At 70.7% G+C, this 23,262-nt stretch carries 24 protein-coding genes and 1 pseudogene; 16 read left to right on the plus strand and 9 right to left on the minus strand.

Features of this window, described 5'->3' with window-relative positions; all coding sequences use genetic code 11:
• Positions 1-93: 93 nt before the first annotated feature.
• Entirely contained in the window at positions 94-279 is a 186-nt protein-coding gene (locus MY526_RS12185) for a hypothetical protein (RefSeq protein ID WP_436703975.1), read from the plus strand.
• Between the two features lie 27 nt (positions 280-306).
• Here MY526_RS12185 and MY526_RS12190 read toward each other — a convergent pair whose 3' ends face one another.
• Positions 307-972: a Crp/Fnr family transcriptional regulator gene (locus MY526_RS12190; RefSeq protein WP_436703976.1), complete on the minus strand. Its 666-nt coding sequence runs from the start codon at positions 970-972 to the stop codon at positions 307-309.
• 57 nt (positions 973-1,029) lie between these two features.
• Here MY526_RS12190 and MY526_RS12195 point away from each other — a divergent pair.
• Positions 1,030-1,260 (plus strand): annotated as a pseudogene (locus MY526_RS12195) (zinc ribbon domain-containing protein); the annotation flags it as partial.
• A 48-nt stretch (positions 1,261-1,308) separates the two neighbouring features.
• Positions 1,309-4,647 carry an ATP-binding protein gene (locus MY526_RS12200; RefSeq protein ID WP_436703993.1) on the plus strand — a complete coding sequence of 1,113 codons (3,339 nt, stop codon included), beginning with the start codon at positions 1,309-1,311 and terminating at the stop codon, positions 4,645-4,647.
• Positions 4,648-4,663: 16 nt separating this feature from the next.
• Here the strand turns inward: MY526_RS12200 and MY526_RS12205 are convergent, their stop codons facing one another.
• On the minus strand, positions 4,664-5,275 hold the full coding sequence (locus tag MY526_RS12205) for a S8 family serine peptidase (RefSeq protein WP_436703977.1): 612 nt from the start codon (positions 5,273-5,275) through the stop codon (positions 4,664-4,666).
• Between the two features lie 66 nt (positions 5,276-5,341).
• A complete protein-coding gene (locus tag MY526_RS12210) occupies positions 5,342-5,884 on the minus strand; it encodes a GAF domain-containing protein (RefSeq protein ID WP_436703978.1) in 543 nt (180 codons plus the stop codon).
• 50 nt (positions 5,885-5,934) lie between these two features.
• On the opposite strand from MY526_RS12210, the gene MY526_RS12215 reads away from it, so the two are divergent.
• The 4 genes from MY526_RS12215 (at position 5,935) to MY526_RS12230 (ending at position 9,775) form a co-directional block, all read left to right on the plus strand.
• Positions 5,935-6,429 (plus strand): hypothetical protein, encoded by a 495-nt coding sequence (locus MY526_RS12215; RefSeq protein WP_436703979.1) that lies wholly within the window; start codon positions 5,935-5,937, stop codon positions 6,427-6,429.
• Positions 6,430-6,475: 46 nt separating this feature from the next.
• The gene (locus MY526_RS12220) at positions 6,476-7,774 is read left to right on the plus strand and encodes an MFS transporter (protein WP_436703980.1); all 1,299 of its coding nucleotides are present in this window, start codon (positions 6,476-6,478) and stop codon (positions 7,772-7,774) included.
• Entirely contained in the window at positions 7,774-9,123 is a 1,350-nt protein-coding gene (locus tag MY526_RS12225) for a tetratricopeptide repeat protein (RefSeq protein WP_436703981.1), read from the plus strand. Before MY526_RS12220 ends, MY526_RS12225 begins: the two co-directional genes overlap by 1 nt.
• Positions 9,124-9,595: 472 nt before the next feature.
• Complete coding sequence (locus tag MY526_RS12230) at positions 9,596-9,775, plus strand: hypothetical protein (protein ID WP_436703982.1); 180 nt, start codon at positions 9,596-9,598, stop codon at positions 9,773-9,775.
• Between the two features lie 22 nt (positions 9,776-9,797).
• Here the strand turns inward: MY526_RS12230 and MY526_RS12235 are convergent, their stop codons facing one another.
• Complete coding sequence (locus MY526_RS12235; RefSeq protein ID WP_436703983.1) at positions 9,798-10,145, minus strand: hypothetical protein; 348 nt, start codon at positions 10,143-10,145, stop codon at positions 9,798-9,800.
• A gap of 92 nt (positions 10,146-10,237) precedes the next feature.
• Positions 10,238-10,618, minus strand: a complete 381-nt coding sequence (locus tag MY526_RS12240) for a DUF4326 domain-containing protein (RefSeq protein ID WP_436703984.1) — start codon at positions 10,616-10,618, stop codon at positions 10,238-10,240.
• A 197-nt stretch (positions 10,619-10,815) separates the two neighbouring features.
• On the opposite strand from MY526_RS12240, the gene MY526_RS12245 reads away from it, so the two are divergent.
• Positions 10,816-11,685: a 3-hydroxyacyl-CoA dehydrogenase family protein gene (locus MY526_RS12245; protein WP_436703985.1), complete on the plus strand. Its 870-nt coding sequence runs from the start codon at positions 10,816-10,818 to the stop codon at positions 11,683-11,685.
• A gap of 213 nt (positions 11,686-11,898) precedes the next feature.
• Positions 11,899-12,465 (plus strand): hypothetical protein, encoded by a 567-nt coding sequence (locus tag MY526_RS12250; RefSeq protein ID WP_436691909.1) that lies wholly within the window; start codon positions 11,899-11,901, stop codon positions 12,463-12,465.
• Between the two features lie 13 nt (positions 12,466-12,478).
• Here MY526_RS12250 and MY526_RS12255 read toward each other — a convergent pair whose 3' ends face one another.
• Entirely contained in the window at positions 12,479-12,631 is a 153-nt protein-coding gene (locus MY526_RS12255; protein WP_436691910.1) for a hypothetical protein, read from the minus strand.
• 508 nt (positions 12,632-13,139) lie between these two features.
• Here MY526_RS12255 and MY526_RS12260 point away from each other — a divergent pair.
• The gene (locus MY526_RS12260; RefSeq protein WP_436691911.1) at positions 13,140-13,586 is read left to right on the plus strand and encodes a hypothetical protein; all 447 of its coding nucleotides are present in this window, start codon (positions 13,140-13,142) and stop codon (positions 13,584-13,586) included.
• Positions 13,587-14,439: 853 nt separating this feature from the next.
• A complete protein-coding gene (locus MY526_RS12265) occupies positions 14,440-14,922 on the plus strand; it encodes a hypothetical protein (RefSeq protein WP_436691912.1) in 483 nt (160 codons plus the stop codon).
• Between the two features lie 543 nt (positions 14,923-15,465).
• On the opposite strand, the gene MY526_RS12270 is transcribed toward MY526_RS12265, so the two are convergent.
• On the minus strand, positions 15,466-15,981 hold the full coding sequence (locus MY526_RS12270; RefSeq protein WP_436691913.1) for a MarR family winged helix-turn-helix transcriptional regulator: 516 nt from the start codon (positions 15,979-15,981) through the stop codon (positions 15,466-15,468).
• 96 nt (positions 15,982-16,077) lie between these two features.
• On the opposite strand from MY526_RS12270, the gene MY526_RS12275 reads away from it, so the two are divergent.
• The 4 genes from MY526_RS12275 (at position 16,078) to MY526_RS12290 (ending at position 18,641) form a co-directional block, all read left to right on the plus strand.
• A complete protein-coding gene (locus MY526_RS12275; protein ID WP_436703986.1) occupies positions 16,078-16,653 on the plus strand; it encodes an NADPH-dependent F420 reductase in 576 nt (191 codons plus the stop codon).
• 47 nt (positions 16,654-16,700) lie between these two features.
• Positions 16,701-17,138, plus strand: coding sequence for a DoxX family protein (locus tag MY526_RS12280; protein WP_436703987.1), 438 nt, complete (start codon positions 16,701-16,703; stop codon positions 17,136-17,138).
• Between the two features lie 29 nt (positions 17,139-17,167).
• Positions 17,168-18,076: a dioxygenase family protein gene (locus MY526_RS12285; protein WP_436691916.1), complete on the plus strand. Its 909-nt coding sequence runs from the start codon at positions 17,168-17,170 to the stop codon at positions 18,074-18,076.
• A 157-nt stretch (positions 18,077-18,233) separates the two neighbouring features.
• Complete coding sequence (locus MY526_RS12290; RefSeq protein WP_436703988.1) at positions 18,234-18,641, plus strand: nuclear transport factor 2 family protein; 408 nt, start codon at positions 18,234-18,236, stop codon at positions 18,639-18,641.
• Positions 18,642-18,692: 51 nt separating this feature from the next.
• Here the strand turns inward: MY526_RS12290 and MY526_RS12295 are convergent, their stop codons facing one another.
• Positions 18,693-19,883 carry a 4-hydroxybenzoate 3-monooxygenase gene (locus MY526_RS12295; RefSeq protein WP_436691917.1) on the minus strand — a complete coding sequence of 397 codons (1,191 nt, stop codon included), beginning with the start codon at positions 19,881-19,883 and terminating at the stop codon, positions 18,693-18,695.
• Between the two features lie 825 nt (positions 19,884-20,708).
• Between MY526_RS12295 and MY526_RS12300 the strand changes: the two genes are divergently transcribed.
• On the plus strand, positions 20,709-22,496 hold the full coding sequence (locus tag MY526_RS12300; protein ID WP_436691918.1) for a BCCT family transporter: 1,788 nt from the start codon (positions 20,709-20,711) through the stop codon (positions 22,494-22,496).
• 101 nt (positions 22,497-22,597) lie between these two features.
• Here MY526_RS12300 and MY526_RS12305 read toward each other — a convergent pair whose 3' ends face one another.
• The gene (locus MY526_RS12305) at positions 22,598-23,209 is read right to left on the minus strand and encodes a TetR/AcrR family transcriptional regulator (RefSeq protein WP_436703989.1); all 612 of its coding nucleotides are present in this window, start codon (positions 23,207-23,209) and stop codon (positions 22,598-22,600) included.
• Positions 23,210-23,262: the final 53 nt, after the last annotated feature.

Here is a 23,262-nt window from a genome sequence, read left to right on the forward strand (position 1 = left end):
GTGGGCAGGGTGGGGTTGCGCGGGGCGACAGTCCGAGCACACGGCGGGCAGCTCCGTCGGACCGGCCGCGAGGCCGAGGGGGAGGTGGCATCGATGCCGTGGTGGGCCTGGGTCGTGCTGCTGGTGAGCTGGGGCGCGTTGACGGTGATGATCGCGGCCTACTGGTGGGCGCCGCGATGGCCCGAGGTGAGGCGTGAGCTGGCCCGCGATCGAGCCGAGCGTCCCGTCCGCGCCGAGGTTGCCGAGCCGGTCCGCTGCACGGCCCACCGCGGCGACTGACACCCGGCCGGCCGGCCCTGCGACTCCTCAGCGGGGACTCAACCCGGCGTGACGTCGGAGCGGAGCCAGGTCCACCACCTCGATCCGGCCCCGGGTCAACCGCAAGGCCTCCAACTCCTCCATCTGCCGCAGAACCCTGTTCGTGGTTGGGCGGCTCGTCCCGGCCATGCTGGCGAGATCCTCCTGTGTGAGCGGGACGGCGACCGGCAGCGGGCCGTCCTGGTAGAGCGCCACCAGGGCAAGGAGCCGGCGCAGCACCCGCTGCTCGGCTGGAACGTGCAGCGCCTCCACGAGGTGTGCGGACAGCCGGGCGACGCGCCCGGCCAGCAGCGTCACGAGGAAGTGGTCCACCGCGGGATGCTCGTGCCGCAGCCGGTCGAAAGCCTGCTGGTCGAGAGTGGCGGTCTCGACAGACTCCAGCGCGACGACCGTGGCCGTCCGTTCATGGCGCGGGCGCACGAGCGCGAGTTCGCCGAAGACGTCCCCGGGACCGAGAACGGACAGCGTGACCACATTGCCGGATGGAGTCGACGTGCGTACCGCGACGTGCCCTCGCATCAGGATGTGCAGGGTGGTACCGGCGTCACCCTCGTGGAACAGGACTTCACCGCGTGAGTAGGAGCGCCGCCGAGCAGCCGACAGGATCCGACGGCGATCCTGCTCGGCGAGACCCTCGAGCATCAGCGTCTCCACCTGGCCCCCAGCCGCTCAGGGACCGACCCGAATGCGACGTTCCTATGGCTGTCAAGCATGCCAAAGGGACAGGGGCCGACCAGTTGGTGTGACGAGGATCGGGGTCGATCCCGCGGCGGTCACACTCACTGTGGACCGGGTCGTGACGGGATCACATCGAGTTCTTGCGTCCGTCATGTTGATCACCGGAACAAAGGGGAGCGCCGCTACCCTCGCAGCGTGGCGCCGTGTCATCGGTGCGGTGAGGAGAACCCAGCCCGCGCGCGCTTCTGCTCCGCCTGCGGAGCGGCGCTCGTCGCACCGCAGAGACCGCCCGCGCTCGAAGAGCGCAGGGTCGTGTCCGTGCTGTTCTGCGATCTCGTCGGGTTCACCGCCCTGTCGGACAATGCCGATCCGGAGGATGTGCAATCCGTCCTGCGGCCGTACTACCGAACGGTGCGCTCCGAACTGGAGCGGTACGGGGGGACCGTCGAGAAGTTCATCGGCGACGCCGTGGTGGGAGTGTTCGGCGTCCCGGTGGCGCACGAGGACGACGCGGAACGGGCGGTGCGAGCCGGCCTGTCCATCGTTCCGGCGGTCAGCAGATTGCGAACGCCGTGGGGGGTGGGCCTGGATGTACGAGTCGGGATCGCCACCGGTGAGGCCCTGGCGTCGCTGACCTCGCGGCCACTCGAGGGTGAGGGGATCGCCGCGGGGGACGTCGTCAACACAGCGGCCAGACTGCAGGCTGCAGCTGGAACAGGCGAGATCGTGGTGGGTGCCGGCACCCACCGACTGACGCGGAACGCGATCGAGTACGTCGAGCTGCCACCCGTCAGGGCGAAAGGCAAAGCCGACCCGGTGGAGGTCTGGAAGGTGGCCGGGGCCCGGTATCGGCCGCAATCCCGAGTGGTGCGTCCGGCACCCCCTTTCGTCGGGCGTGAGCGCGAGAAGGCTCTGCTGCAGGCCGCCCTTTCCGGCGTCGTGCAGAACCGATCCGCACAACTGGTGACCATTCTCGGCGAACCCGGAGTGGGTAAGACACGACTGGTCGCTGAACTGTTCGACACCGTCAACGCCATGCCCGGCCGGGTGACGTGGCGACAGGGTCGCTGCGTGCCCTATGGAGACGGCATCACGTTCTGGGCGCTCGGAGAGATCGTCAAGGCCCAGGCCGGCATTCTCAGCACCGATGATCCGGTCAGTTCCCGGAAGAAGCTGTCACGTGCCGTGGCCGGGGCCGTCAATGACACCGGCGAACGCGCCTGGATCGTTGCCACGTTGTGGCCACTGGTCGGTGCGGCGGCTGGGGAGCAGGGCGCCTCGCGAGAGGAGACCTTCACTGGCTGGCGCCGGTTCTTCGAGGCGCTCGCCGAACGTCAGCCCCTGGTGCTCGTCGTCGAGGACCTGCACTGGGCAGACGCTGCGCTGCTCGACTTCCTGGACCACCTCCGCGACCGGTGCACTCACGTGCCGCTGCTTCTCATCGGCACAGCACGCCCCGAGTTCGCCGCGCGCGCAGGGGCGTGGAGCCGCGACACGGCCAACTCGGTCACCGTGCCGATGTCCGGCCTGGGTGGGGCCGAGCGGGTCGAACTGCTCCGCGCACTGCTGGGCACCACAGTGCTCCCCGCGGACACCCAGGAGTTGTTGCTGACGCGGTGTGGCGGCAATCCGCTGTACGCCGAGGAGTTGGTCCGGCTGCTCCTCGAATCCGGTGAACGGACTGCGGGCGGTGCAGGCGGAGCGTCGGACGCCGACCGGGCCCTCGCGCTTCCGGACACCTTGCACGCTTTGATCGCCGCCCGTCTGGACACGCTGGACCAGGGCGACAGGGACCTGCTGCACGACGCTGCCGTCGTCGGTTCGGTGTTCTGGTCGGGTGCGGTGGCCACGGTGGGTGACCGGGACGAGTCGGCGGTCCGGATACGGCTCCACGAACTGGCGTGCCGGGACTTCCTGCGGCCCGTCCCGACCCCGAGCGTCGACGGTCAGGCGGAGTTCGCGTTCTGGCACGAACTGATCCGTGACGTTGCCTACGCTCAGATACCTCGCGGCGCCCGGGCGGCCAAACACGAAGCCGTCGCCGGCTGGCTGGAACGGACGGCAGGAGATCGGGTCGCGGACTACGCGGAGATCCTCGTCCACCACTACGGCAGGGCGTTGGAGTTGAACGCGGCCGCCCAGTCGGGTCCGGTGGTGGTCCTGCAGCACGCGTTGCGGAAGTTCTCGGTGCTCGCCGGCGACCGCGCTGTTCCGCTCGACCCGACGACCGCAGAGTCCTACTACCGACGTGCTCTCCAGCTCTTTCCGGCCGAGGATCCCGAGCGGCCAGCCGTACTGAACAAGGCGGGCTGGCTGGCCGCGGCGGCCGGACACGCAGACGCCGCGGTGGCGGCGTATCGGGAGGCCCACACCGTGAGCCTGGTGCACGGCGATCGGCGCGCTGCCGGCGACGCCAAGCACCGGTTGGCGCATCTGTACTGGGACCGCGGCGACACGGCATCCGCGCGCGCGGAGGGAGAGGAGGCCATCGCGCTGCTCAACGACGCGGGGCCCTGTGTCGAGTTGGCCTACGCGCTGGCGTTCATGGCGTTCGACACGTGGACGTCCAGCCGGCCTGACGAGGCGTTGCGTTGGGCTGAACAGCTGATCGCGGTCGCTGACGTGATCGGTGGGGGTGAGATCCGCGGTCTTGCACTGATGGAGCGCGGGCGGGCGCGTCTCGACCTGGACGACCCTCAGGGGATCGAGGACGAGATGGCTGCCGTGGCGGCCACCAACGCTGCGCTCGAACGCGGCAACACAGCGATCCAGGGCAGCTGGCAGCTGCTCAACTGGCAGTCGAACCTCGCAGAGGGTCTCTGGCTCGCCGAGGGGACCGCCGCTGCGCTGGCCGCTGCGCAGGAGGCTCAGCGGATGGCTGTACGACGGGGCCTCCTCCATCCGTTGCGAGCGGTTCGGGCCGACGGTCTCAAGGTGCTCTTGGACGCCGGGCGATGGGACGAGCTGCTGAGAGAAGCGACCGAGGTGAGCACCTCGGTCGAATCCGACGAGGCCGACTACTGGTGGGCCGTCGCGGACGCCAACCGAGCCCATGTGCTGCTCCGACGCGGTCAGGTGGCGAGCGCCGCAGAGATCATGGTTCGGGCGCTGCCCCAGGCGAGATCGATAGGCGACCTCCAGGTCTTCGGGCCGGCGCTGGAGGTGGCGAGCCTGATCCTGCTCGCCCAGGGGGAGCTCGACGAGGCCGCCGATCGGGTGCGCGAATTCGCGGACCGAGCGCAGTTCGTGCCGTCTCGCCGAGCCGTGCACCTGCCGGCCATGGTCCGGGTGTGCGCGGCGGTCGGTGAGCTGGGGCTTGCCCAACGGCTCGTGGAGGGCACTGAGCTGCGCGTGCGCCGCCACGCCTGCGCCCACCGCACGGCTCGTGCGATCGTGGCCGAAGCTCAGGGCGCGCTCGACACCGCCCTCCGCGAGTACGAGGAGGCCGCGGCAGGCTGGCAGGTGTACGGGCACGTCCTGGAGCGTGGGCTCGCACTCCTCGGCGCCGGCCGATGCGCGAGTCGTCTCGGTGAACTGCGCGCCGTCACATCACTGCAATCGGCCCGAGGCGTGTTCGCATTCCTGGGGGCCCGATCGTTGGGCATGGACGCCGACGCCCTTCTCGACCGCGCCGCGCCTGCTCACACATGACCCGAGCGGAGCCCGTTCACCCGGTGTCCGATTCGACGTTGTCCGCGAGTGCGTGGAGGACCGTCTTCATCTGGAAAGGCGTCAGCCCCGGGCGCTTGCTGAGAATACGGGCAACGAGCCCGCTCACATGCGCGGCAGCGAAACTGTTGCCGGTCACCTCGAGCGTGGTGTCGCCCTGCAGGTGACCTCTATCCCGATTCCTGGTGTCCGAACTCGACCGGCGGGGCGGGACTGTAGCCCAACCCGTACGGATCCTGACGGTCGTGAGCGGCCACCGAGAAAATGGAAGAGTATTGTGAGGGATAACTCGGTCCTGGCATGTTGTTGATGGCCACGCCGGCCTCATCGGACCGTCGCGCGACTCTTCGCGTAGTTCACCAGCTCCCTGATGATCGCGGTGGCAGCCAGCTGCTCCTCTTCGCCGAAGCGCCCGACAGCCGGCCAGCTCGACGACTCCTGCATGCGGGCCAGCCATCGAGCGGGCCATCTCCAGCAATGACTCGGACACCGTCGCACTCCCACGCGTTGTGGAAGCGGCTGTGAAGAGCGCCCGACCCAGATCGTCGAATACTCGCGCGCCCTCTATGGCGAGGGCTGTCTGCCGAGCCAGCAAGATGAGGAGCTCCATGCTGTGGTCCCCGACAGGAGCACCCTCGCCAGGGTCGAGGACCTCGATGACCCCTAGCGTCTCGCGTTAGGTTCCCAGCGGCACGGCCAAGATCGAGCGTGGCACGTAACCAGTCGCTTCGGCGACGCCGCGCGCGAAACGCGGGTCGCGGGCTACCTCCGCTATTCCGATCGGCTGTCCGGACGACACGGCCCACCCGGCGATCCCTTGTCCGACAGGAAGGCGTTGTCCGACGATGCGTGCGGCACCCGCCCCGGATGCGCTCCGAAACACGAGCTGTTCTGACTCCGCCTCCGGCAGCGCCAATGCACAGGTCTCCGCGTCAAACAGCCTTCGCGTGAGCTCGGTGGTCGACCTCAACAAGTCTCGCGCCCCACCGGGACGATCACCCCACCGGGTCAGCCGAGATCTGCGCCAGTTGGTGCAGGACTTCGCCCGCGTCGCTCTGTTCGCTCGCACCCTGCCTTCGATCACTGTCGAGGTGCCGACCCCTACTGAGCGGCCGGGATCGTCGGGTCGATCGGGAGTGTCGTGAGGCTTGCTGATCCCGTGTCGCCGGGACGACAGACGCCGAGGAGGGGGGAGCACACTATCGGCCTCGTAGCACACGCTCAGGGACCCCGAGTTTGCGGAGTCCCGCTGGCAGGGGGGAGGAGATCATGAGTGCAGAGGTGACGAGCGGCGGACCGATTCCCTTCAACCCCGCGGTCGAGGACGACACCCAGGGCCACGGGATCGCGATGAACGTGAACGAGACCGCTGTCGAGGACGACACCCACGGCCAGGGGCTCTACTTGAACGTCAACGAGACCGCAGTGGAGGACGACACCCACGGCCACGGCCTCGCGATAAACGTGAACGAGACCACCGTCGACGACGACACCCAGGGCCACGGGATCTCGATGAACGTGAACGAGACCGCGGTGGAGGACGACACCCAGGGCCATGGAATGCCCCTGAACGTGAACGAGACCGCGGTGGAGGACGACACCGAGGGCCACGGGTTGAAGCTCAACGTGAACGAGACCGCGGTGGAGGACGACACCCAGGGCCATGGAATGCGCCTGAACGTGAACGAGACCGCGGTGGAGGACGACACCGAGGGCCACGGGCTCTTCGCGAACGTGAACGAGACCGCCGTCGACGACGACTAACAGCGTGGCGGGGCTCAGGGGTGCAGGCCGTGGGAACGCCGCGCGGGTGATTCCCCGCCTGTCACGCTCTGCGTGGACGGTGCTGGGCGGGGACGCGCTCTCGGCGATCGGCAGCGGGCTCACACTCCCGTTCTTCGTGGTGTACCTGCACAGAGTGCGCGGCCTGGATGTGGAGGTCGCGGCTCTGGCCCTGGCAACGGTCGCGTTGGTGGGTCTTGCCGGCAACGTGATCGGCGGGTCACTGGCGGACCGTTACGGGGCCCGAAACGCGCTGATTCTAGGACTCGTGCTCGATGCAGCAGGCGCCGGCGGAATGACGCTGGTGAATGTGCCATGGCAGGCGTTCGCTGCAGCAGCGACGATGGGACTGGGCGCGTCGATAGCATGGCCCGCGCAGGACGCGCTGTTGGCGACTGTATCGACGCCGGATCAACGATCCAGCGTGTTCTCGGTGCGCCACATGACGCTCAACGCCGGATTCGGTATCGGGGCGCTGGTGGCCGCCCTGATCGTCGACGTCGACTCTCCCGGTACTTTCGTGGCGCTCTATCTGCTCGACGCCGCCACTTTCCTGGCCTTCATCCCCATCCTGATGACCGTCAAGGCGGGGAACCGCCCGCAACTGTCGCACGAGACGTCGACACCAGGGCTGTCTGCCGGTTATCGAAGAATTCTCACCGACTGGACGTTCGTGCGCATCTGGCTGCTGACGGCGCTGCTGGTCGCTGCCGGGTTCTCACAGATGCATGCCATGTTCCCGGTGTTCGCGCTCGGGCCGGGAGGGATCGGTGAAGACGCCCTCGGCGTCGCATTCGCCGCGAACACGTTCACGGTCGTCGCCGCTCAGCTGTTCGTACTGCGATGGATGCAGGGTCGCCGGCGCACCACCGGAATGGTGCTCACGTGCGGCTTCTGGGGAGCCGCCTGGGGGATGACCCTGCTTGCCGGGATCATCGAGGGCGGACCGCTGGCGGTCGCCACACTCGTCGGAGCTCTGGTCGTCTTCGCGATCGGCGAGACCGTGCTGACGCCGACGCTGTTGCCGATGGTCAACGACCTCGTCCCCGACGCACTCCGGGGTCGCTACAACGGTGTCTACACACTGGCGTGGACGACCGGGTTCATGCTCGGTCCTGCGGTGGCCGGCGTGGCGTTGGGTGCGGGCCATGCGACGGCGTTCCTCCTCGGCCTGATCGGTGGCCTCGCACTCGCCGCCGGTGCGGCATGGCGGCTGTCCGCGCACGTGCCCCCGGGTGCCAATCGGATCGGCGCCTCCGAGCCCGCAGCCGCTCCGTCGCCGGATCCGGTACAGGTCACGACTACTACTGCTGGTGAGGTCGTGTGATGCCTTCTCCCGCTGTGGTACAGATCCGTTCCCTGCGGGGACGGGCCGACTACCGTTCGGCTCGATCGGCCGCCCGGCGGGCCTGGGAATCCGGGGAGGACCGAGCCGGGGTCTCGATAGAGCTGGGCCGTCTGGACGAGGAGTTCGGCGACTACCCGGCCGCTGAGCAGGTCCTGAGCGGTGGATTGCAGGCCACTGATCAACTCCCGGTCGGGCCGCCCCGCGACCGACTCCGTGCCGCCCTGTTGGCGATGCGGGTGCGCGTGTATCGCTCCCAGGGCCGCTTCGCCGACGCGAGTCCGGTGGCGGACGAGGCACTCCTCCTGACCCAGGCCGCCTTCTCGCCCGGTGACCCGACGGCGTGCGAGCCCCTGGTGGAGGTAGGGCGGCTCCGGCAGGACGTCGAGGACATCGACGGGGCCGAGCAGGTGTTCCGGCGGGCTGGAGAGATCGCGGACAAGGCGGCCGAGGGTCCCGCCAAGAGCGCCGCGCACGCGATCACGCTCGGCGCACTGGGCGCACTCGAACGCGTACGGGGTCGTTACGCCTCCGCCGAGCAGTGGTTGCGTCAGGCGCTCGAGTTGGGTGAGACGGCGTTCGGGCCGAACTCCCTGGAGGTCGCCAACGTGCTCAACGACCTCGGGATCACGTTCAAGTTCTGCGGTCGATTCAGCGAGGCCAAGCCGCTCTACCTACGTGCGCTCACGATCATCGAGGGCGGAGTCGGGTCGGAAGCACCCGACGTGGCGAGCATCTATCACAACCTCGGCGGCCTGGAGCACGCTCGCGGCGACTACCTGGCGGGAGAGCCGTATGCCCGCAAGGCGATCGAGATCCGCGAGAGAGCCCTGGGGGCGGACCATGTGGCTGTCGCCGCCGACAAGGCCGCGTATGCCTCCATCATCGACCGTCTGGGCCGCGACGACGAGGCCGAGAGTTGTCTTCGGCAGGCGGTGGCGGTGCTCGAGGCCGCATTCGGCCCGGAGCACTACGAGATAGCCGTCAACCTCAACAACATCGCCGCGATCCTCCAGCGGCGCGGTGAACTCGCCGAGGCGGAGACTCTCTACCGGCGGTCGCTCCGGATGAAGGAAAGCGGGCTTGGTCCGCAGCACCCGGCGCTCGCCAACACTCTGAACAACCTCGCCGTGACCTGCCAGCGGCTGGGCAGGGCCGCCGAAGCGGAGGCGCTGTTCCGGCGCGCTCTCGACGTGTTGCAGGCTGTCGAGCCTGACCACCCGACCATCCGCAGGACACTCAGGAACTATGCGAAGTTGATGGGGTCGCTAGACCGCACGCAGGAGGCAGCGGCATTGACTGCCCGCGCTGACGAGATGACGACACCCTGACCCGACAGGAAGTCCGACTCAATCCCTCCTCGCGGTGGGGGGCTACGCGATCGTGTTCCTGGTGTCCCGCTGGTCACCGCCATGACGGGCACGGTCCCGCTCGTCGTCAACTTCGGATCGGCGCCGCGTCGAGCGGCCGAGTCCGCGAGCCTTCGGCGGCCCCGTCTGCCACGGCTGCTTGGCTCCTTCGCCCCAGCGGCCGGGAAGTGCCCGGGGCGCCACTTCCGGGGAGGCCCGAGCCCGAGCGAGGATCATCGGGGTGAGCACCCCCCATCGACACGGGGGAGCCTCGACGGCGCCGAGACCAGCCGGGTCGTCCGGAGCGGCCGGATGGAGCTCACGCTGGACGAGCGAGGGCGAGCCGGCCGCGGCCGTCCGCGGTGGGGCGGTCACCGAGCGCGGGCGGGCCGATCCTCAGTCGGCCGGCGAGCCGACGCGCAGCACCCTGCCTGTGGCTACTCGAGGAGGACGTATGGCCGACTACACCGCGACCGCGATCGCCGAGGGCGACCACTGGGTGATCGACGTCCCGGGGGTCGGTACCACCCAGGCGGACAGCATCGACGACCTCGAGGAGATGGCCCTCGATCTGGTCGTCGCGATGACCCACACCGCCCCCGAGGACGTGCACATCTCGCTGCGCATCGTCTGAGCCCGCCGGCGACGGATCGGGGTCACGACCCGGCGGTGTCGGCTCCGTCCGGGCCGCGCTCCTCCTTGTCGAGCCGCACCCCCGAGGCGGGCGTGTCCATGCGCTCCAGGCGCTGACGGATCGCCGCGACGTTGAGCGCCAGGTCCTCGAGCGCCTCGACGGCGCGCGTCCCGAGCGCGAACGTGAGGTTCTCGCGCTGCCGTTCGGCGCTGGGCTCGCGGTCGCCGTGCGGGCCGCCGCTGCGCTCGCGCGGACGACGGGTCGCCTCCGCCCACGGCTCGTCATCACTCCGCGGTTCGCCGAACAGCTCGCGCAGCATCCGCTGCGCCAGTTCGAGGAAATCGCCCGGGTCAGGCCGGTTGGTCGCCATTCGTTCCCCTCTCAGCGCACGGGCGCACTCAGCACAGGTCTACACCCTCCAGACCAGTCCCACCGTGGTCCGGCGCTCGCGGCGGTGGGCGGTCAGCTGTTCGCCAGCTCGAGCAGGACGTCGGCGTGGCAGGGCTGGTCCAGGGGGCACCAGCAGGCGAGGTCGTGACCACGCAGGACACGGCGGGCCTGGACCCTGTAGTCGCCGTCGGCCCAGCGACGGAACCACCGCACCGCGGTCGCCACGTCCGGGCAGCGGACGACGCGGATGCCGTCGGCGTACTCGCCGGGCTCGCGATGGGTGGGGAGAGGCCAGCCGCGGTCCTCGTCGCCGGCCGGCCACATGTAGGTGGTGCCGACGCGATACGGGTTGCCCCAGCGCGTGGGCCGGGCGACGACCACCGCGCCAGGCGGCTTGCGCCAGCCCCGCGCCCGACTCAGCCGGATGCGGTGCGGGGGTTCCCTGGTCTCCACGTGCACCACCCCATCGATCCCTTCCTCGGGCGGGCCCCTGCTGCCGTCGTCCTCGCCGGGAGGTCATGCCTACCGGTGGGGTCGGACAGTTCCGCCGGCCCCACGGGCGGGGTGGACCGCTCCTGCCACCGGGACGCGTGCGCCGTGCCGGGAGGGCTGCGAGGCTCATGGCCTCGACCGCCACGAGGAGGGCCGCGATGGGCTACGTGTTCCCCGAGGACGCCGATCGGCGGCCGGTGGCCGTCGTCGGGGCGGGCGCCCTGGGTCGGCGCATCGCCGCCGCGCTTGCCGCGGGCGGCACGGACGTGCGCCTCACCGACCTCTCCGAGGAGCAGCGGGAGGCAGCGCGCGACTACGCCCTGGCCTCGGTCGAGGAGTTCCACCGGGCCCTCGGGCTGGCCAACGAGGAGCGCGGCACGGTGTCGTCGGCCGAGGGCCTCCGGGACGCCGTGACCGGCGCCTGGCTGGTGGTCGAGGCCGTGCCCGAGCGGGTGGACGCGAAGACCGCCGTCTTCGGGGAGCTGGACCGGCTGGCCGAGCCCGACGCCGTTCTCGCCAGCAACTCGTCGTCCATCCCGACCAGCCTGGTGATCGGCGAGGTGGCGCGCCCCGAGCGGGTGCTCAACGCGCACTTCCAGTCACCGCCGGAGCACAACGCCGTGGAGCTGATGTCCTGCGGGCGGACCGACCCGGCGGTGGTCGACGCGCTGATGGAGCGCCTGCCCCGGTACGGGCTCGTGCCCTTCCGCGTGCGCCGGGAGAGCGACGGGTTCATCTTCAACCGGATCTGGGCGGCCATCAAACGTGAGTGCCTCATGGTGGTCGAGGAGGGCGTGGCCTCCCCTGAGGACGTCGACCGGATGTGGCAGCTGTTCACCCGGCCGGGCACCCCGCCCTTCCGGTTGATGGACGTCGTGGGGCTGGACGTCGTCCTGGCCATCGAGGAGCACTACGCCGCCGTCCGCGAGGGGATCCCCGAGGGGCCGCGGCGGCTCGTGCGGGAGTACGTCGAGCAGGGGCGCCTGGGGCGCAAGAGCGGCCGCGGCTTCTACGACGACTACGGCTGAGGGCGGCCCGTACCCCGCAGCGGTCGTCACTCCTCGTCACCACTGGTTCGCGTGGCGGAGAGACCGGCCCGATGGTCGTACCGGCCGGATGACGACTGCGGCGGTTGTTGCCGAGGGGGAACGCGGAACTCTGGCGACTCCGCGCACGACGACCCCTGGTGACCCTCGGTGTGCCTGCGATCTCTTACGGCCCCGAGAACAAGGAGGTCTCCGATGCACCGCTCCGCCCTCGTCCCCTCGCTGCTGACCGCTGCGGTGGTGCTCGCCGCCTGCGGCGGCGACGCCGGCTCCGGCACCACCCCGCGGGCCGACGACCGCCCCACCGCCACGGTCGGGACCTCCGCACCCGCGACCGACGAGCCGGCCGAGCCGGCCGGGCCGCCCGACGCCGGCACGGTCGACGCGGCGCCCGACGACCAGACCCCGGCCGACGGTGGATCGAGCGGCGGCGACACCGGTGGCGGGTTCCCGCCCGAGGTCGTCCCGACCCAGGGGGCGCGGGTGTGGGCGGTCTACCTGGCCGTCGGCACTCCGTTCGACGAGTCGCAGGCCCACCTGCTGGGCGAGACGGAGTCGTACGCCAACGGCCTCGGGTACACCGGCTCCGGCATCGGCTCGGTCGGGTGCGACCAGGGGGCCGCGGAGCAGCTGGGCCTGGCCCCGGACGACAACCGGGTGGCCGTGTACTTCGCCACCGCCGAGCACGCGCAGCAGTTCGTCGCCGTCTACGACCGGCCGGACCTCGGGTCGGCCGAGGTGGCCACGTACTGCCTGGACTGAGCGGGTCGGTGGATCAGTCGACGAGCAGGGTCAGCAACGAGTCGGTCGGCATCGAGTGGGTCTCGTCGCGCACCGTCGCCAGCGTCGGCAGGAGCGCACCCATCGCCGTCCGCGCGGGGAAGAGCGCTTCGTCGAAGGTGATCCCGGGCGACCCCGGCGCAGCCATGGCCACCGCCACGCGCCCGGGCCCGGAACTCGATCTTCTCCCCGGTCAGGAGCTCAATCGCCAGCTCACCGTGCGCTTCACGCGGCGGCCACACACGCCGCCGGCGCAGGTCCTCGCACCCACCGACCAGGGCAGTCATCGTCTCGATGGACTTCTGGGTCGTCGAGCACAGGTGCGCCGTCCACAGGTGCAGCGACTGGCCGAGGATGAACACGTCCATGCAGCGCCGCGCCCTCCAGCGTCGCCGTCTTCAGGTTCTGGCGCGGCGCGACCTGGCCCACCTCGAAGTACACCGGAAACGTCCGGCTCGTCCTCCGCGAAGATCGCGTCAGGATGTCGACCTGCTCCGGGCCCATCGGCCGGCAACCTGCTCGGCCAGTTCGCCCGCCAGGTCTCCGTGCGTTTCCGGGTACTCAGGCACCCGCCTGGTCCGCAGTCATCGCGACCACTGGCGACGCCAGCGGCGGCAGCTGCAGGCCCCGCAGTCGGTGCCCTCGCGGTAGTGCTCGTGAGCGAGCCACTGGTGACCGCAGGGGCACCGCCGGTCCACGACCGCCCACCGGGCCGCGTTCGTGACCCCGTCACGGCCGGTGAACCGCTCGGCGAGTCGAGCGCGGGATGCGGCGGCGCGTCGGTGAAGCTCCGCAGCATGGTCGAGTACGCCGACTTCTACGTCCTGGTCGCGACGCTGTCCCCTCTCTTCCTCACCGGCAGCCTCGTCGCGCACTACCGGTTCGGGCTGGCTGAGTCGGATCCTCGTGCGCGCAGGGGTACCTGGCTCCTGCTCGGGATGAACGTCGGCTTAACCGTTGCGTTCATGGCTGTCTCGCTGCTGGTCCTCGCAGGCTCGTTCGTGGTGCACCCTCCGGGGAGGGTTGCGATGACGATCGCGTTGGCGATTCAGTTGGTCATCAGCGCCGGCTTCGCGATCTGGGAAGCCCGCACGAAGAAGTAGTGCGGTGGTCACGCGGTCACTGCCGGCCGGTGCTCGACGGGCGGCGCGTCCAGGACCTCGATGCGACGGTGCGCCGCGTCGCGGGTCAGCTCCGTGCTCGAGGCGATCGTGCGGCCGACCATCGCGCTCGTCCACTGCAGGCGCTCCTGCCGACGCGGACGCCATCTTCGGTCAGGAGGATCGCGACCTTCGTCAGCTGCCGGGGAGTGGCCATGGCTTTCAGGTCGTGGCTGTCGCCGTGGTGGGTCCTGGCGGCGGCGACAGCGCGGCGGGTGGCGTCGAGCGCTTTCGGCGCGGGTGGTGTCGCTGCCACCCGAGCCGCGGGCCGGGACCGGCTTCGGACGGCGGATCGGGGCAAGGCCCTGCCCGAGGAGCTGGCGGACGGCGCGGTCGGCCATCTCGGCCGGCTGCGGTGCGTCCACCTCTCGAGCTGCTCGGCGAGCCAGCGGGCGCAGGCGGGAGCGGGAGCAGGGCGGCGATCGCGCCGCGGACCGCTTGCGAAGTGGAGAGCTGCGCCTCGGCGGATCAGGCGTCGAGTTCGACAGCGGCCTGCTGCCGGCCTGTCCTGTCCGGGCCTTGGCCGACGGACGAAGCTGGGTGGCCGAGGTGGACTTCCCCGTCCAGCCCTACTGGGGAGCGTGAAGTGCGTCCCGTGCGTCGTCTCAGAACGAGTGCGACCACGCGAGGTGTGACCGCCGCGCCGTTGTGCACAGGTGTGGCTGCGGTGGCCGGACGGCGAGTTCCGGGCGTCGGTGACGTATTCCGTGCACGACGAGTGGGGCCGACGGAAGTACGTACGGTCGGTGACGGCTGATGAGGTCCGGATTCAGGAACCAGAAGAGGAGCACGCGACATGACCCCACAGGTCCTTGCCGCGCTGTTCGGCGGAGCGGCGGCAGGCGCTGTACTGACTGCGCTCAACACCCTGGTCACCGGCTGGCTGACCCGCCGGCACGAGCGTCAGCGGTGGCTTCTCGACCAGCGTCTGGACATCTACTCCGACTTCAACCAGGCCATGGCAGCCCTCGAAACGGCGTACACGCGACAGTCGCCGAGTGAGGAACTGGTCGATCTTCTCGGTGCACTCACCGCTCAGCTGGCGCGGCTGGTGCTGGTGGCTCCCGCGGGTACGACGCAGCAGGCTCGCGCATTCTTCACCGACGTCGTCAGCTTCTACGACGCAGTCGTCGACCTGCGACTGGAGACGGGCCAGCACGGGCCCTACACGAAGGAGGTGCGCGACATCGCTCGCCGATTGGGGACGGGTCAGCAGCGCCTCTTGGCACTTCAGATAGAGGACATGCAGGGGGATCGTGTGAGGAACCGGGGGAACTAGCGGGCCGACCCATCGAAGGTCTGGGACCAGCCGCCGAAATGCGCCTCGATCGCGAGCGACACCGGATGCCGGGCACGCTCGAGATGGGGTCCACGGGACCTCCTCCGACGGTGGGGACCCACAGAACGCGGGCGCGATGACCGGTGTAGAGGTCGGGGTGCCCGCCCTGCAGCGCAGGGAGGTCGAACACCGGCGTCGGCCGGGTCAGGTCGGCGTGCTCGGTGGCGACCCGCTTCCCAGACAAGGTGCCGTTGCGCCGCCAGGTGATCTACCGGTCGCCGGGCAGCTTGCGGACGGTGGCGTCTCGTCGCGGTCGACGTCTGAGCCGTGGCGCATCCAGCGACGCGAGGCGAACTCCAGCTGACCAAGTGCGAGCGTGCCACGCACCCGGCTCGACGACGGCGCGAACCGGTCCGCCTGGTCCGGACCCGGTGGAGTCGTTGATCGCGCTCTCGAACCGAACGCCGATCGCCTCTGGATCTCGGCGTCCTGGGCCGCCGCCGGAGCTGGTCGTCGTCGCGCCGGCGGTGATCGCGGCGCCGGTCAACGGGCCGTCCCGTCCTCGGGCGCGTCGTCGTAGCGGGTGTAGGTCGCGGCCATCGACCCCGTCGGGTCCAGCCTGGTCAGGAGGGCGTCGCCGATCTCGGCGAGCTGGTCGATCTGCTCGTCGCTGAGCGCGTCGACGACGTGGTGCCGCACGGTGGCGACGTGGCCGGGTGCCGCCTCCTGCACCGTCGCCCACCCCGCGTCCGTGAGCCGGGCGTTGGTCGCCCGGCGGTCCTCGGGGCAGGCGAAGCGCTCCACCAGGCCCCGGGCCTCCAGGCGGCTCACCACGTGCGAGAGCCGGGGGAGTGTGGCGTTGGTCTGCCGGGCCAGCTCGGTCATCCGGAGCGTCCGGCCGGGGGCCTCGGAGAGCATCGCCAGGGCGTAGTAGTCGAACTCCGTCACGTCGGCGTCCCGGCGGAGCTGCGCGTCGAGGACGCCCGGGAGCAGCTCGAGCACCGCCCGCAGGCGGATCCACGCGCGCAGCTGGCGCCGGTCGAGCCAGGGAGTGTCCACGGTCACATCCTCGTCGGGAATGGTTGTCGCTACAAGTTCGATACAGTAGTCGTAAGTTGTCGCTACAAGTAATCATCCCACGGCAGGAGAACCGTCATGGCACACGTGAGCATCATCGGGACCGGCACCATGGGCCAGGCCATCGCCGGCCTCGTCACCAAGGGCGGCAACACCGTCGAGCTGCTCGGCCGCGGCGACGCCGACACGCCGGTGACCGGCGACGTCGTCGTCCTCGCCGTCTACTACGGCGCGGTGGCCGATGTGATCGCCCAGCGCGGTGCGCAGCTGGCCGGCAAGGTCGTCGTGGACATCACCAACCCGGTGGACGTGGAGACCTTCGACTCCCTGGTCGTCCCGGCCGACGGCTCCGCCACCGCCGAGATCGCCGCGGCGCTGCCCCAGTCCCGGGTCGTCAAGGCGTTCAACACCACCTTCGCCGCCACCCTGGCCTCCGGCACCGTCGGCGAGCAGCCCACGACCGTGCTGATCGCCGGCGACGACACCGACGCCAAGTCCGAGCTGGCCGCGATCGTCACCGCCGGCGGCCTGCGCGCCATCGACGCCGGCTCGCTGCGCCGCGCCCGCGAGCTGGAGGCGCTCGGCTTCCTGCAGATCGGCCTGGCCGCCGGCGAGAAGATCGCCTGGACCGGCGGGTTCGCCGTCGCCGCCTGACCAGCGCGTTCCCCGGACCATCCGACCCGCCAGAGACAGGACCCGCCATGACCTTCCCCGCTCCCGCCCGTGACCTCGCCCTCCTGGTGACCCGCGTCGCCGTCGGCCTCGTCTTCGTCGCCCACGGCTGGCAGAAGCTGTTCACCAACGGCATCGACGGCACCGCCGCGTTCTTCGACCAGGTCGGCGTGCCCGCCGCCTCGGCCGCCGCGTGGTTCGCCGCGGTCGTCGAGCTCGCCGGTGGCGCCGCTCTCGTCCTGGGCCTCGCCGTTCCCGTCGCCGGGCTGCTGCTGCTGGTCGACATGATCGGCGCGTTCGTGTTCGTCCACGCCGGCGCAGGCCTCTTCGTCGACCAGGGCGGCTACGAACTGGTCCTCGTGCTCGGCGCGGCCGCCCTGCTGTTCGCCGTCATCGGCGCCGGGCGCCACAGTGTCGACCACCTGCTCGCCGGCCGCCGCCGGACCGCACGGCCCGTGCGCGTCTGACCCGTCGCTCCGACCATCGAGGAGTCCGCATGACCACGTCTCCCACGACGACCGCCGTCGCCGACGCCCGCATCCCGGCCGCGCACCCGTTCGCCGCGCACCTGCGGCGCGTCGCATCCCTCGAGGCCGAGCAGCCGCACCGGGTCTGGACGCCGGAGGACGGACCGCTGCCCAGCCTGTACCTCTCTCACGGTGGCGGCCCGCTGCCGTTCGGCAGCCGCGAGTGGCTCGACCCGCTGCACGGCTGGGCCCGGGCGCTGCCCAAGCCGACGGCGATCCTCGTCGTCTCCGCGCACTGGGAGTCCGCGCCGCTGGCGGTGAGCGCCACCCGGCCGAGCGAGCTGGTGTACGACTTCGGCGGCTTCGACGCGCTGTACTACACGTTCCGCTACGACACCCCCGACGCCGGCGAGCTGGCCCGGCAGGTGGTCGGGCTGGTGCCGGACACCGAGCAGGTGCACCAGCACGCCCGGCGCGGGCTGGACCACGGCGCCTGGGTGCCGCTGAAGATCATGTACCCCGCCGCCGACGTCCCGGTGCTGCAGCTGAGCCTGCCCACCGAGGACCCGGACGAGCTGCTGGCGCTCGGGGAGCGGCTGCGGCCGCTGCGCGAGCAGGGCGTGCTCGTCGTGGGGTCGGGCCACATGACCCACGGCCTGCCCTTCCTCACACGGGAGATGTGGCTGGAGAACGAGGTGCCGGGCTGGTCGGCGGACTTCGACGCCTGGGCCGCCGACGCGCTGGCCCGCGGCGACGTCGCCGAGCTCGCCCGGTTCCGCACCGCCGCGCCGGGGATGCCCTACGCCCACCCGACGGTGGAGCACTTCACGCCGCTGTTCGTCGCCCTCGGCGCGGCCAGTGACCCCACCGCGCCGGTGCTCACGACCCTGGACGGCTACGGCGTCGGCCTCTCCCGGCGGTCCTTCCAGGCGGCCTGAGCACGACGGGCACCACCAACGCCCACAGCCGCAGACGTCGGTGTCCGGCTGGAGCGCGTGGCGCGTCGGTCGCGGGCCGAACGGGATGGCTGTTCCCGGCGCCCGGGCGGGTCTAGGTTGGCGCCGTCGATGCGGACAGCGCGAAAGGTCGGCCACCATGTCGACGTTGGATGTGACCCAGAAGTCGTCGATCGATGACCACGACGCCATCTGCGCCGTGGTCCAGCTGTGCCTCGACGGCGAGGCGACCGGAGACGTCGCCAAGCTGCAGGAGGCGTTCCACCAGGACGCCCGGATGTTCGGCGACCTCGCCGGCACCCGCTACGACGTGCCCATACGGAAGCTCTTCGAGATGTCGGCCCAGGACCCCGCCGACACCGGGAACTACCGGAGCCGGATCCTCTCGGTCACCCAGCTCGGAGACGTGGCGACCGCGACAGTCGCCGAGGAGGGCTACTGGGGCACGGTCTCCTTCGTGGACTTCCTCAGCCTGTGCCGCATCGAGGGCAGCTGGAAGATCGTCAACAAGACCTTCGCGCACACGGGCGGTGAACCGCCCGCCTGACGGTCAGGGGCCGCCGGCGCCGGCCGGCCCCACCCGGCCGGCGTCCTCGGGTCAGTGGGTCGGCCAGCCGGTGTAGGCCTCGGCGAGGTAGGCCGATCCGTGGCGGGAGGTGACCACGCTGGTGAGCTCGCCCAGCTGGCGCTTGAAGTCGAACGGGTTCCCGTCGGGCCGGGTGTGCAGCATGGAGGTCATCCAGTAGGAGAAGTTCTGCGCCCGCCACACCCGGTCCAGGGCGCGGTCGCTGTAGCGGTCGAGGAGGTCCCGGGAGCCGGTGGACGCCCAGGACTCGATGCCCTCGAACAGCACGCGGACGTCGGCGAAGGCCAGGTTGAGGCCTTTGGCGCCGGTCGGCGGGACGGTGTGCCCGGCGTCGCCGGCGAGGAAGAGGTTGCCGTACCGCATGGGCTCGCAGACGTAGCTGCGGAACTTCAGCACCGTCTTGTCGAAGATCTTCCCCTGCTTCAGTTCCAGCCCGTCGGGGCCGGCGACCCGCCGCTGCAGTTCGGCCCAGATCTGGTCCTCCGACCAGGCGGCGGCGTCCTCGTCGGGGGAGCACTGGAAGTACATCCGCTGGATGTTCGCGTCGCGCTGGCTGATCAGCGCGAAGCCGTGCTCGGAGTGGGCGTAGATGAGCTCCTCGGCACTCGGCGGGGCCTGGCACAGGATGCCGAACCAGGCGAAGGGGTACTCGATGAAGTTGTCGGTGCGGTGCTCGGCCGGGATGGCCCACTTGGTGATGCCCTGCGAGCCGTCGGCGCCGACCAGCAGCTCGGCCCGGATCTCCCGGGCGACGCCGTCGGCGTCGGTGAAGGAGATGCGCGGGGTGCCGGTGAGGTCGGCGACGGCGGTGTCGGAGACGCCGAACCGGACGTCGCCGCCGTCCCGCCGACGCGCAGCGGCGAGGTCGGTGAAGACCTCGTTCTGCGGATAGAGCCACACCGCCTCGCCGACCAGGTCGGTGAAGTCGATGCGGTGGCTCTGACCGCCGAAGCGCAGGTCGATGCCCTCGTGCTTGTGCCCGGCGGTGAGCACCCGGTCCGAGACGCCGGAGTCGACCAGCATGGACACGCTGCCGTGCTCGAGGATGCCGGCGCGGTGGGTGGTCCGGATGGTCTCGTGGTCGCGGTTGTCCACCACCACGTTGTCGATGCCGGCCTGCGCCAGCAGGTGGGAGAGCATCAGTCCGGCCGGGCCCCCGCCCACGATGCCGATCCGGGTCGTGATCACCTCAGGTCCGGGCACAGCTGACTCCTTCGGTCGAGGACGCTCGGGTTGCCGGTAGTGTGCCGCGCTCCTGGTCGCGCGGCTGCCGGACGGCTCTCGGGGCAGGGCCGCCTCCGCGTCCCTCACTTCTCGGTCGGCGCGGTCACGAAGTGGGTCACCAGGGCGGCGGCCTCCGGCGAGTGGGGGGCGATGACGGCGCGGAGGCGTTCCTCGGCGAGTGGGCCGAGCCGGCGGTGGAGGTCCAGGAAGAGCTCCCGTACGGCGTGCCGCGGCCAGCTGCCGGGAGAGTGCGCCGAAGTACTCGGCGTGGCGCCGTTCGGCGGCGAGCTCCTGGACCGAGGCGAGCATGCCGAACCGCGGCCCGGCTCGGTCACGTCGATGGTCCCCCGGCTGCGCGCGCAGAGCACGTCGAGTGCCCGGTCCTCGGGAGGTCGGAGAGGTGCACGGCCGCCTCGACGGTCCACCCGTCGACGAACACCGACAGGGTCGCCAACATCTGCTGCCCGGCGTCCTCGACATGCACTCGTGCTCGTTTTTCTCGGCAGGGTCCCGCGAGGCGGATCTGTGCGGAAAATCACTGAGGACCCTTGCTCCGCGACCGGGCCTCTGGTTCCCTCATGCGAAGTCGGTCTCGAATGACGCAACAACGATGGGAGTGTCATGGAGCAGCCGCGCAACCAGCAACCCTCGCCCTCCGGCCCACCGAGCCGCTCGGAGGCCGTGGAGACTGACCCGACGTCTGTCAACGGCGCCGGCCAACCAGGGACGGAGCGCTTCACCGTCGAGGCGACGGATGTGTCTGCGGCAGGGACTCACCCGGCCCTCGCCGAGACGCCACCCTGCGTGGCCGACCGGCACTGGGCCGTCGACAGGGTCCTGTTCGCCGTCGCCGCGGCCATGGCGCTGGGCTTCGTCGTCTGGGGCTTCGCGTCACCCACGGGGCTGGGCACCGCGAGTGGGTCGGCTCTCGGCTGGATCACCGGCAATCTCGGCTGGTTGTTCGTGCTCCTGGCATCGGCGTTCGTCATCTACGTGATCTGGCTGGCGGCCGGCAAGTACGGGCGCATCCCGCTGGGGCGCGACGACGAGCGGCCGGAGTTCCGCACGATCTCGTGGATCGCGATGATGTTCAGCGCCGGCATGGGCATCGGGCTGATGTTCTTCGGGGTCGCCGAGCCGCTGTCGCACTTCGTCTCCCCGCCGCCGCTCACGACCGAGGCCGAGTCGTCGCAGGCGATCCAGACGGCGATGGCGACCACGCTGTTCCACTGGACGCTGCACCCGTGGGCGATGTACGCCGTCGTCGGGCTGGCCATCGCCTACGGAACCTTCCGGAAGGGCCGCCGTCAGCTGATCAGCTCGGCCTTCATCCCGTTGCTCGGCGAGCGGCGGGCCGCCGGCCCGGCCGGCCGGATCATCGACGTCCTGGCCATCTTCGCGACTCTGTTCGGGTCGGCGGCCTCCCTCGGCCTGGGCGCACTGCAGATCGGCAGCGGCGTGGAGATCCTCGGCTGGGTCGGACCCGTCGGCAACGGCGTCCTGGTGGGCATCATCGCGGTGCTGACCGCCGCCTTCGTCGCCTCCGCCGTCTCGGGCATCGCCAAGGGCATCCAGTGGCTGTCCAACATCAACATGGTGCTGGCCCTGGTGCTCGCGCTGTTCGTCTTCGTGCTGGGCCCGTCGATCTTCATCCTGAACCTGATCCCCGACGCGGTCGGTAGCTACTTCTCCGACCTCGGCGAGATGGCCGCACGCACCGAGGCCACCGGCGGTGACCCGATGGCCGCGTGGCTCCGCGGCTGGACCGTCTTCTACTGGGCCTGGTGGATCAGCTGGACGCCGTTCGTCGGGTTGTTCATCGCGCGCATCAGCCGCGGCCGCACCATCCGGCAGTTCGTCACCGGCGTGCTCCTGGTGCCCAGCCTGGTCAGCCTCCTGTGGTTCGCCGTGTTCGGTGGGGCGGGGATCGCCGCCCAGCGCGCCGGCCTCGACGTCGCCGGCCAGGGCACCACGGAGGGGCAGCTGTTCGCAGTCCTGGGGGAGTACCCCCTGGCCACCGCCGCGACCGTGCTGGTGATGATCCTCGTGGCGATCTTCTTCGTCTCCGGTGCGGACGCGGCCTCCATCGTCATGGGATCGCTCTCGCAGCGCGGCACCCTGGAACCGAGCCGCTCGGTGGTCGTCTTCTGGGGCGTGGTGATGGGCTCCGTCGCCGCGATCATGCTGCTCCTGGGCGAAGACGGCGCCGCCCTGACCGGGCTGCAGAACCTGACGATCATCGCCGCCCTGCCGTTCGCGCTGGTGATGGCGGCGATGGCGGTGAGCCTGGTCAAGGACCTCCGGCGGGATCCCATCGTGCTGCGGGGCACCTACGCCAACCTGGCGATCGAGCAGGCCGTCGTCGACGGCATCAGCCGGCACGGCGACGACTTCGTCCTGGTGGTGGAGAAGACAGCGAAGGCACCATCGGACGCCGCGGCGCAGACGCCCCCGACGAGCCCGGGGGTGAACGGCCAGCTGTCGGTCAGTCCGGGCGGCAACGTCGTGTCGCCGGCGGGAGGTGCGCCCGTCACTGCGCAGGGTCAGCCGAAGGCGGAGGCCATCGGCCGTCCGCAGGACCCGCGCGACTAGGTCCCGACCCGCAGGAGACGGCCGCCCGGCGGTGGAGCTGCACGAGTCAGCTCCCCCGCCGGGCGGCCGTTCTCTGCGGTTCCGGCGCCGCGCCGCCGGGCTCAGGCGGACGGGCGAACGGGACGCATCCGGCCCGCAAGCCAGTCGGCCGCCATCTGCCGGGCGCGGCCCACCGGGTCGCCGGTGTCCAGTCCGGAGGTGGCCGCCTGGCGCGCGAGGCGCGCCAGCGCCCCGTCGTAGAAGGCCAGCAGGCCGTCGGCGATCCCCGTGGGGTCGTCGGCGCCGGCGGCCTCGGCCAACCGGTGGAGCCGATCGGTCAGCAGCCGGGAGTCGGCGTCCAGCCACTGCCGGCCGGGATGCCCCGGCGGCAGCTCGGTCGCTGCGGCGAGGAACGCGCACCCGCGGCGGCTGCCCTCGGCCTCGCGGTACCGCACGACCGCGTCGAAGACCGACAGCAGCCGGTCGACCCCCTCGGTCCGCTCGTCGAGGACGTCGTCCCAGGCCTGCTGCCAGCTCCGGAAGCGACGCTCGAGGTAGGCGGCCACCAATCCGTCCTTGCCGGAGAAGTGCGCGTACAGGGTCGCCGGGGAGACCCGGGCGCGGGCCAGGACGGCGTCCACCCCGGTCGCGGCGATGCCCGACTCGTAGAACAGCTCGCCGGCAGCGTCGAGCAGCCGCTCCCGGGCCGGTCGACTCGCAGCGGGGGAGACCACGCACCTAGCATAACGATCGTTATGGTGAAACGATCGTTACGTCAGGTTCGGAC

The sequence above is a fragment of the Geodermatophilus sp. CPCC 205761 genome (assembly GCF_051383655.1).
Taxonomy (GTDB): domain Bacteria; phylum Actinomycetota; class Actinomycetes; order Mycobacteriales; family Geodermatophilaceae; genus Geodermatophilus.